The organism is Streptomyces sp. NPDC006544, assembly GCF_040611715.1.
Taxonomy (GTDB): domain Bacteria; phylum Actinomycetota; class Actinomycetes; order Streptomycetales; family Streptomycetaceae; genus Streptomyces.
This window is the reverse complement of sequence record NZ_JBEXOV010000183.1, coordinates 1-7245: the sequence shown is the minus strand read 5'-3', so window position 1 is coordinate 7245 and position 7245 is coordinate 1. Positions and strand designations below refer to the sequence as shown.

8 protein-coding genes and 1 pseudogene are annotated in these 7245 nt (G+C 71.6%); 8 read left to right on the top strand and 1 reads right to left on the bottom strand.

All coding sequences use genetic code 11. The features are described 5' to 3' along the window. Window positions 1-89: 89 nt before the first annotated feature. From ABZY44_RS37100 to ABZY44_RS37085, 4 genes and pseudogenes are all read left to right on the top strand, one after another. Window positions 90-944 (top strand): annotated as a pseudogene (locus ABZY44_RS37100) (acetate--CoA ligase family protein); the annotation flags it as partial. 52 nt (window positions 945-996) lie between these two features. Then, entirely contained in the window at window positions 997-1605 is a 609-nt protein-coding gene (locus ABZY44_RS37095) for a DUF5998 family protein (protein ID WP_356661876.1), read from the top strand. Next, window positions 1605-2810 (top strand): nucleotide pyrophosphatase/phosphodiesterase family protein, encoded by a 1206-nt coding sequence (locus ABZY44_RS37090; RefSeq protein ID WP_356661874.1) that lies wholly within the window; start codon window positions 1605-1607, stop codon window positions 2808-2810. Before ABZY44_RS37095 ends, ABZY44_RS37090 begins: the two co-directional genes overlap by 1 nt. Window positions 2811-2902: 92 nt before the next feature. Continuing rightward, window positions 2903-3553 (top strand): thymidine kinase, encoded by a 651-nt coding sequence (locus tag ABZY44_RS37085; protein ID WP_356661872.1) that lies wholly within the window; start codon window positions 2903-2905, stop codon window positions 3551-3553. 27 nt (window positions 3554-3580) lie between these two features. On the opposite strand, the gene ABZY44_RS37080 is transcribed toward ABZY44_RS37085, so the two are convergent. Continuing rightward, window positions 3581-4711 (bottom strand): hypothetical protein, encoded by a 1131-nt coding sequence (locus ABZY44_RS37080; RefSeq protein ID WP_356661870.1) that lies wholly within the window; start codon window positions 4709-4711, stop codon window positions 3581-3583. Window positions 4712-4736: 25 nt separating this feature from the next. Between ABZY44_RS37080 and ABZY44_RS37075 the strand changes: the two genes are divergently transcribed. The 4 genes from ABZY44_RS37075 to ABZY44_RS37060 all read left to right on the top strand — a co-directional run bounded on the left by ABZY44_RS37075 (window position 4737) and on the right by ABZY44_RS37060 (window position 7194). After that, complete coding sequence (locus ABZY44_RS37075; protein ID WP_356661868.1) at window positions 4737-6023, top strand: plasmid pRiA4b ORF-3 family protein; 1287 nt, start codon at window positions 4737-4739, stop codon at window positions 6021-6023. A 147-nt stretch (window positions 6024-6170) separates the two neighbouring features. After that, entirely contained in the window at window positions 6171-6770 is a 600-nt protein-coding gene (locus ABZY44_RS37070) for a thymidine kinase (RefSeq protein WP_356661878.1), read from the top strand. Between the two features lie 89 nt (window positions 6771-6859). Then, window positions 6860-7003: a hypothetical protein gene (locus tag ABZY44_RS37065; RefSeq protein ID WP_356661866.1), complete on the top strand. Its 144-nt coding sequence runs from the start codon at window positions 6860-6862 to the stop codon at window positions 7001-7003. Continuing rightward, a complete protein-coding gene (locus tag ABZY44_RS37060) occupies window positions 7003-7194 on the top strand; it encodes a hypothetical protein (protein WP_356661864.1) in 192 nt (63 codons plus the stop codon). The genes ABZY44_RS37065 and ABZY44_RS37060 overlap by 1 nt, the downstream gene beginning before the upstream one ends. Window positions 7195-7245: the final 51 nt, after the last annotated feature.

The window sequence follows — 7245 nt, the reverse complement described above, 5'->3', positions numbered from 1 at the left end:
CCGCCCTCGGTGGGCCCGCCCACGGGGCACGCGCATGCTATTTTGTGAGCGATCGTTCAACTACGGAGGGAGCGTCGATGGGTCGTCGACATCCCGCGGCCGAGCGGGCCGTGAAGGCCGTCGCCGAGGCCGTCCGGTACGGACAGTGGCGCCGGACCACCGCCGAACCCGGGCAGGTGCCCGAGTACGAGGACATCGACGAGAACGGCGCCGCCGCGCAGGTGTCCCGCCTGCTGGCCGGCCTGGGGGAGCGGGAGGTCCTGACTCTGGAGGACCCCGACGCCCGCGAGCTGCTCGGCCGCTACGGGATCCGGGTGCACTCCACCCTCCCCGCCCCCAGCGCGGACGCCGCCGCCCGCGCCGCCCAGGTTCTCGGCTACCCCGTCGCGCTCAAGACCACCGCCGCCCACCTGCGCCACCGCGCCGACCTGGGCGGCGTACGCCTCGACCTCACCACCGAAACCGGCCTGCGCCGCGCCTACGCGGAGCTCACCGGCGCGCTCGGCAAGCCGCAGGAGCTGCTCCCCGTGGTCCAGGCGATGGTGCCCCGGGGCGTCGACACCGTCGTCCGCTCCGTCATCGACCCCGCGGCCGGCGCCGTCCTCTCCTTCGGGCTCGCCGGAGTCGCCTCCGAACTGCTCGGCGACACCTCGCACCGGCTCGTCCCCGCCACCGACCGGGACGCGGCGGGCCTGATCCGGTCCATCCGCGCCGCCCCGCTGCTCTTCGGATGGCGCGGAAGCGACCCCGTGGACACCCCCGCGCTGGAGGAACTGCTCCTGCGCCTGTCCCGGCTCGTCGACGACCATCCCGAGGTCGTCGGGGTCGCCCTGGAACCGGTGGTCGTGGCCGCCGAGGGACTGTCCGTCCTCAGCTCCACCGTCCGCGTCGCCCACCCTCCGGCCCGCGGGGACCTCGGTCCGCGGACCCTGCCCAGCTACTGAGCCCGTACCGGCGGCGCCCGGGGCGGCCGGGGCGGCCCCGAGACGCCTTAGGATGGACCCCATGGCGAAATCCGGTACGACGACCCAGGGGCTGCGCACGGCGATCGAGCGCAGCGGCTACTACCCGGCCCTCGTGGCCGAGGCAGTGGAGGCCGCGGTGGGCGGCGAGCCGATCTCGTCCTACCTGGTCCACCAGGAGACGACCTTCGACTCCAACGAGGTGCGCCGGCACGTCACCGTGCTGGTCCTCACGGGCAACCGTTTCATCGTGAGCCACACCGACGAGCAGGCCGCCGACGCCGGGTCCCCCTCGCCGTACGCGACGACCTCCACCGAGTCGGTCAAGCTGTCCGGCATCTCCTCCGTGGTGCTCAGCCGCGTCGTGGCCAACCCCGAGTCCTACACTCCGGGCACCCTGCCCCGCGAAGTGGTCCTGACCATCGGCTGGGGCGCGGTCTCGCGCATCGACCTGGAGCCCGCGGCCTGCGGCGACCCCAACTGCGACTCCGACCACGGCTACACCGGCAACTCCACCGCCGACGACCTCAGCCTGCGCGTCAGCGAGGCGGGCGACGGCCCGGAGGCGGTCCGCCAGACCCTCCTCTTCGCCCAGGCCCTCTCCGAGGCCACGGCGGCCACGTCCGCCGGCCCCGCCCGCTGATGGCGTACTCCGCCGCGCAGAGCTGGCAGGACGAGCCGGAACTCCTTGACCTCGCCGGCGCCCCCGTACCGCAGTACGGCGCCGGCTCGCTCGCCGACCTGCTGCCCACCCTGGTCGCTGGGCAGGGCGTGGCCGGCTTCGAGCCCGTGATCACCGAGCTGACGCCGGCCGACCGGAACTGCGTGTTCCTCGTGGACGGCATGGGCTGGGAGCAGATCAAGGCCCACCCGGACGAGGCCCCGTACCTCACCTCCCTGCTCGGCAGCTCGCGCGGCGGCACCGGTCGGCCGATCACCGCGGGCTTCCCCGCGACCACCGCCACCTCGCTGGCCTCCGTCGGTACCGGCCTGCCGCCCGCGCGCCACGGCCTGCCCGGCTACGCCGTGCGCAATCCGGCCACCGGCGAACTGATGAACCAGCTCCGCTGGTACCCGTGGACCTCGCCCAAGCCCTGGCAGCCGTACCCGACGGTCTTCCAGCAGGCGGACGCGGCCGGAGTGGCCACCGCGCAGGTGTCCTCGCCCGCGTTCCAGACCACTCCGCTGACCAAGGTCGCACTGAGCGGCGGCACGTTCCTCGGCCGCATGACCGGCGAGGAGCGCATGGACCTCGCGGCCGAGCGCCTCTCGGCCGGCGACCGCTCGCTCGTGTACACGTACTACAGCGAGCTCGACGGGGCCGGGCACCGGCACGGCGTCGACTCCGACGCGTGGCGCGGCCAGCTGATGTACGTGGACCGGCTCGTCCAGCGGCTCGCGGAGCAGCTGCCGCCGCGCACCGCGCTGTACGTGACCGCGGACCACGGCATGGTGGACGTCCCGTTCGACGAGGACTCCCGCATCGACTACGACGACGACTGGGAACTCGGCGCGGGCGTGGCCCTGTTGGGCGGCGAGGGCCGGGCCCGGCACGTGTACGCCGTACCGGGCGCGGAGGCCGACGTCCTGACCGTGTGGCGCGAGGTGCTCGGCGACCGCTTCTGGATCGCCAGTCGCGAAGAGGCCCTGGAGCTGGGCTGGTTCGGGGCGCCGGGGGAGTGCGACGAGCGGGTCCTCGGCCGGATCGGCGACGTGGTCGCCGCGGCCCAGGCCGATGTCGCGATCACCGCTTCGCGCAACGAGCCCAACGAGTCGGCACTCACCGGAATGCACGGTTCGATGACCGCCGCCGAGCAGCTCGTCCCGCTGCTCGAAATCCGCTCCTGACGACTCCCCGCACACACGCCCCGCCCCCCCGGCTCCCCGCCCCCCGCGCCTCCCCTGCTGTTCCCCGTCGCCCGAAAGGCCCCGTACTCCCCATGCCCGAGCTGGTGTTCTTCTCCGGAACGATGGACTGCGGAAAGAGCACACTGGCGCTCCAGATCGCCCACAACCGTGACGCGCGGGGGCTCCAGGGCGTGATCTTCACGCGGGACGACCGGGCGGGTGAGGGCAAGCTGTCCTCCCGCCTCGGCCTGGTGACGGAGGCGGTCGAGGCGCCGGAGGACATGGACCTGTACGCGTACCTGGTGGCCCAGCTGTCCAAGGGCGGCAAGGCGGACTACGTGATCGTGGACGAGGCCCAGTTCCTCGCCCCGGAGCAGATCGACCAGCTGGCCCGGATCGTGGACGACCTGGGCCTGGACGTGTTCGCCTTCGGCATCACCACGGATTTCCGCACGAAGCTCTTCCCGGGCTCGCAGCGCCTGATCGAGCTGGCCGACCGCCTGGAGCAGCTCCAGGTGGAGGCCTTGTGCTGGTGCGGTGCCCGGGCGACGCACAACGCCCGGACGATAGGCGGCGAGATGGTGGTGGAGGGCGCCCAAGTGGTGGTGGGTGACGTGAACCGCCCGGCGGGCGAGGTCGGCTACGAGGTCCTGTGCCGCCGCCACCACCGCAAGCGCATGACCTCGGCCGCGGCCCGCGCCGGCGCCCTCTCCCCGGACGTCCTCCCGGTCAACCACGCCTGACCGTCTTCTTCCATGCCGGCGGCCGAGTTACCGGAGACCGTGACTGTCGAGACGGTGGATGAGGCCGGGCCGGCTCCGGTAGGTGTCGCGCAGGAGCCCCAGACGCTGCTGGAAATCGACACCGTGTCCGGCGTGAGCGCAGGCATCGCGCAGGTCACGAAGGAGGGCGACAGCCGCGTCGTAGGCACTGGTCTTCTTGGAGGCGATGTGTGCTTCGGCCTGGTTCCAGATGACGTCCGCCTCGGCGGCGAGTGCGGTCAGGTGCGTGGCGCGGGCTCGCAACCGGTCGCGTTCGGCGTGGCCGCGGCGCTCGGCGCGGCGGGTGTGCGCCGCATCCAGCAGCCGGGCGGCGGTCCGGCGACCGGGTGCGGTCGCTGGGGCGGAGGTTTCCCGCAGACGGTGCAGGAGTTCGCTGTGCAAGTGGGGTTCCGGGCCGAGGGCGAGGCGTAGCAGTAGGGCGTCCTTCTCCTCGTCCGGGAGGGCGGAGACGAGTCGCGCGAGCTCTTTCCGTGTCAGGCTGGCCGCGGGTTCCGGCGCCGCGGTGCTGCTCTGTGCGGCGACAGCGAGCAGGTCGGTGTCGACGCGCAGGAAGTCCGCGAGCGCGCTTTGCGGAGCCGTGAGTTCGCCCAGGCCGGCGGGGACGGGAGGCTCCAGGGCGGACTGGTACTCCTCTTCGTCGTCGTCCTCGGCTTCCCAGGCAGAGAGGGCGGAGAGCCACGCCAGATAGAGGGGCCGCATATCGCCGGTGGCGAGTTCCTCGCGTACTCCGATGACGGCGGCCAGGGAATCGTCGGCTCCCTCGACCCGGTCGCCGCCCTCGTCCTCGCTGGTGAGGTCGAGGAGAAGGTGGGTCCGGGTGGCCCAGGTTTCGACGTGGTGGCCGAGACCGTACGGTTGGACGCTGCGCAGGGCCAGGCGCTGTAGGGGCAGGCGGAGCATCAGCCGGCGTGTGCCCCAGCTGGCGACGTACAGATGGGCGTCGAAGTACCGCTCCACCAGGTTTCGCGGATTCCCCCGCAGGTCGCCCCAGTGGTATTCGTTGGTGAAGCTGGTGGCGGTGATCCTGGCACGGCTGGAGACGCCCCGCAGTGCTTCCCGCTGGTCGCCGCTCAGCGGCCGGTCGAGGGCCTGAAACTCGTAGTACTGGTACTCGCTCACCGGAAGCACCCTACGGCTGACGGCGGTGCGGGAGGGTAGGTTCGGCGAGGCGGCGAGGGCACGGAACGGAGCGGTTGTGGACGAGTCTCATGGCAAGACAGTGGGACAGGTGCGGGAGTTGGTCGGGTGGATCGGCGCGGGACGGAAATTGACGCAGACCGGCCGCATCACTCTCGCGGACGCCCGGACCTTGGTGGAGCTGTTGGGCACCGGCGACCAGATGGACCCGGTGATCGGTGACCGGATGTTCAAGACGAAGTCCAGCGAGGAGCTGTACCACCTCAACCTGTTGGCGGAATGGGCTAAGGCCGCCCGACTGCTGAGGGTTGCCGGTGGCCGTCTGCTCCCGGTGAAGAAGAACGCCCGGCTGCTCGACCGGCCCGATGGCTTGTGGAGCGCCCTCTTCGAAGCGGTACCGCGTATCGGGAGTGCCGTACTGGTCTCGGGGTGGGTTGAGTCGGTCTTCTCGCAGGAGTATGCCGCCGGCCTGCGGGCGCTGCTGCATCGGCTGTACGCGGCTCGCGGCCCGGTCGCCGGCGACGCGCTGCGCAGAGCGGTGTGGCAGGCAGTGACCGCTCCCTACATCCTCGACGATGTGCCGCCCGAGCGGCTGCGGGGCTGGCGCGGTAGCAACGACCGTGACGTGCGGCTGTTGCTCGACGCCCTCGCGGCCCTCGGGGCCCTCCGAAGCGACGATGTCACTGTGGAGCTGACCGGTCAGGGCAGGCGGGCCGTGGCCGTGATGCGCGGCGAACCGCTCCCCGGAGAACCGGTGTTCCAGCTGCGCATCGATCTGGAGGACATTGTCGAACCGGCGGTCTGGCGACGTGTGCTGGTGCCGGCCGCGGCCCGGCTCGACCAAGCGCATGCTGTGATCCAGGCTGTCATGGGCTGGGAGAACAGTCATATGCACGCCTTCACCGTGGACGGCGTCCAGTACGGCCGGGCCAACACCGAGCTCGACTTCGGGGACGAGCGGGGCGTCACTCTCGGCGGCCTGCTCAAGGAGGGAGGGAGCTTTGCGTACACGTACGACTTCGGTGACTCCTGGGACCACCGCGTCACGGTGGAGCACCGGATCGCAGCCGAGGCGGACCGGAGCTATCCCGTCTGCGTAGCCGGTTCCGGCGCCTGCCCTCCTGAGGACTGTGGAGGCGCCGGGGCCTATGAAGACCTCAAGCGGACTCTCGCCGATCCGACGCGGGCGGAGCACGACGACCTCGTGCGGTGGCTTGGCCTTGACTCCGGGGTGGAGTTCGACCCGGCCCGGTTCACCCCCGGCGAAGCCAATGACAGACTCCAGCAGATGTAACCCACCCGTCCCGGGCGCCACCCCTGGGCGGGCTCGGTGTGGGCGCGCGGCCCTCGTACTCTCGCGCCCGAGAGTCGGACGGTGCCGCAGGGCTGCGGGGAGCGGTCCCGGCTCGCTTGACATGGCGGATGCCCCAGTAAGAAGACACTGGCGCTCCAGATCGCCCACAACCGTGACGCGCGGGGGCTCCAGGGCGTGATCTTCACGCGGGACGACCGGGCGGGTGAGGGCAAGCTGTCCTCCCGCCTCGGCCTGGTGACGGAGGCGGTCGAGGCGCCGGAGGGCATGGACCTGTACGCGTACCTGGTGGCCCAGCTGTCCAAGGGCGGCAAGGCGGACTACGTGATCGTGGACGAGGCCCAGTTCCTCGCCCCGGAGCAGATCGACCAGCTGGCCCGGATCGTGGACGACCTGAGCCTGGACGTGTTCGCCTTCGGCATCACCACGGATTTCCGCACGAAGCTCTTCCCCGGCTCGCAGCGCCTGATCGAGCTGGCCGACCGCCTGGAACAGCTCCAGGTCGAGGCCCTGTGCTGGTGCGGTGCCCGCGCCACCCACAACGCCCGTACCGTGGGCGGCGAGATGGTCGTCGAGGGCGCCCAGGTCGTGGTCGGTGACGTGAACCGCCCGGCGGGCGAGGTCGGCTACGAGGTCCTGTGCCGCCGCCACCACCGCAAGCGCATGACCTCGGCCGCGGCCCGGGCGGGCGCCCTCTCCCCGGACGTCCTCCCGGTCAACCACGCCTGACGGGGACCTGCGAGGGGCCTGCGGGAACCGGTGGGGTCCCCGATAGCGTGTTGCTCTAGGACGCTGACCGGCGCTGGAGGGGACACGCCATGGAACTGACCGGAGAAAACGCGGCGATACGGGACGGGCTGGGCGACCCGGCACGCCGGCTCGGGGAGTTCCGGGGGGCCGCTCTGATGGTTCCGTTGGCGGACGGTCCGGCGGGTGTCGTCGTGAACGGGGAGGCGGCCTGATGGCGGGGATCGTTCCGGATGCGAATGCCGTGGATCTGGCCGGTCGCGGACAGCCCGGAGTCCTTCGAGAGAGCGCTGAGGACATCAAGCAGACCTGGTCGGACACGGGGGAGAAGCTGAAGTCCAGCGGGAAGATCGGTTCGATCGACGACCTGCTGGAGCAGGCCGAGCGTGATGCGGGCGGTCGCTGATGGGGTGGCGGGATTTCGTTCCGGACGTCGTCGAGGACGTCGTCGAGGACG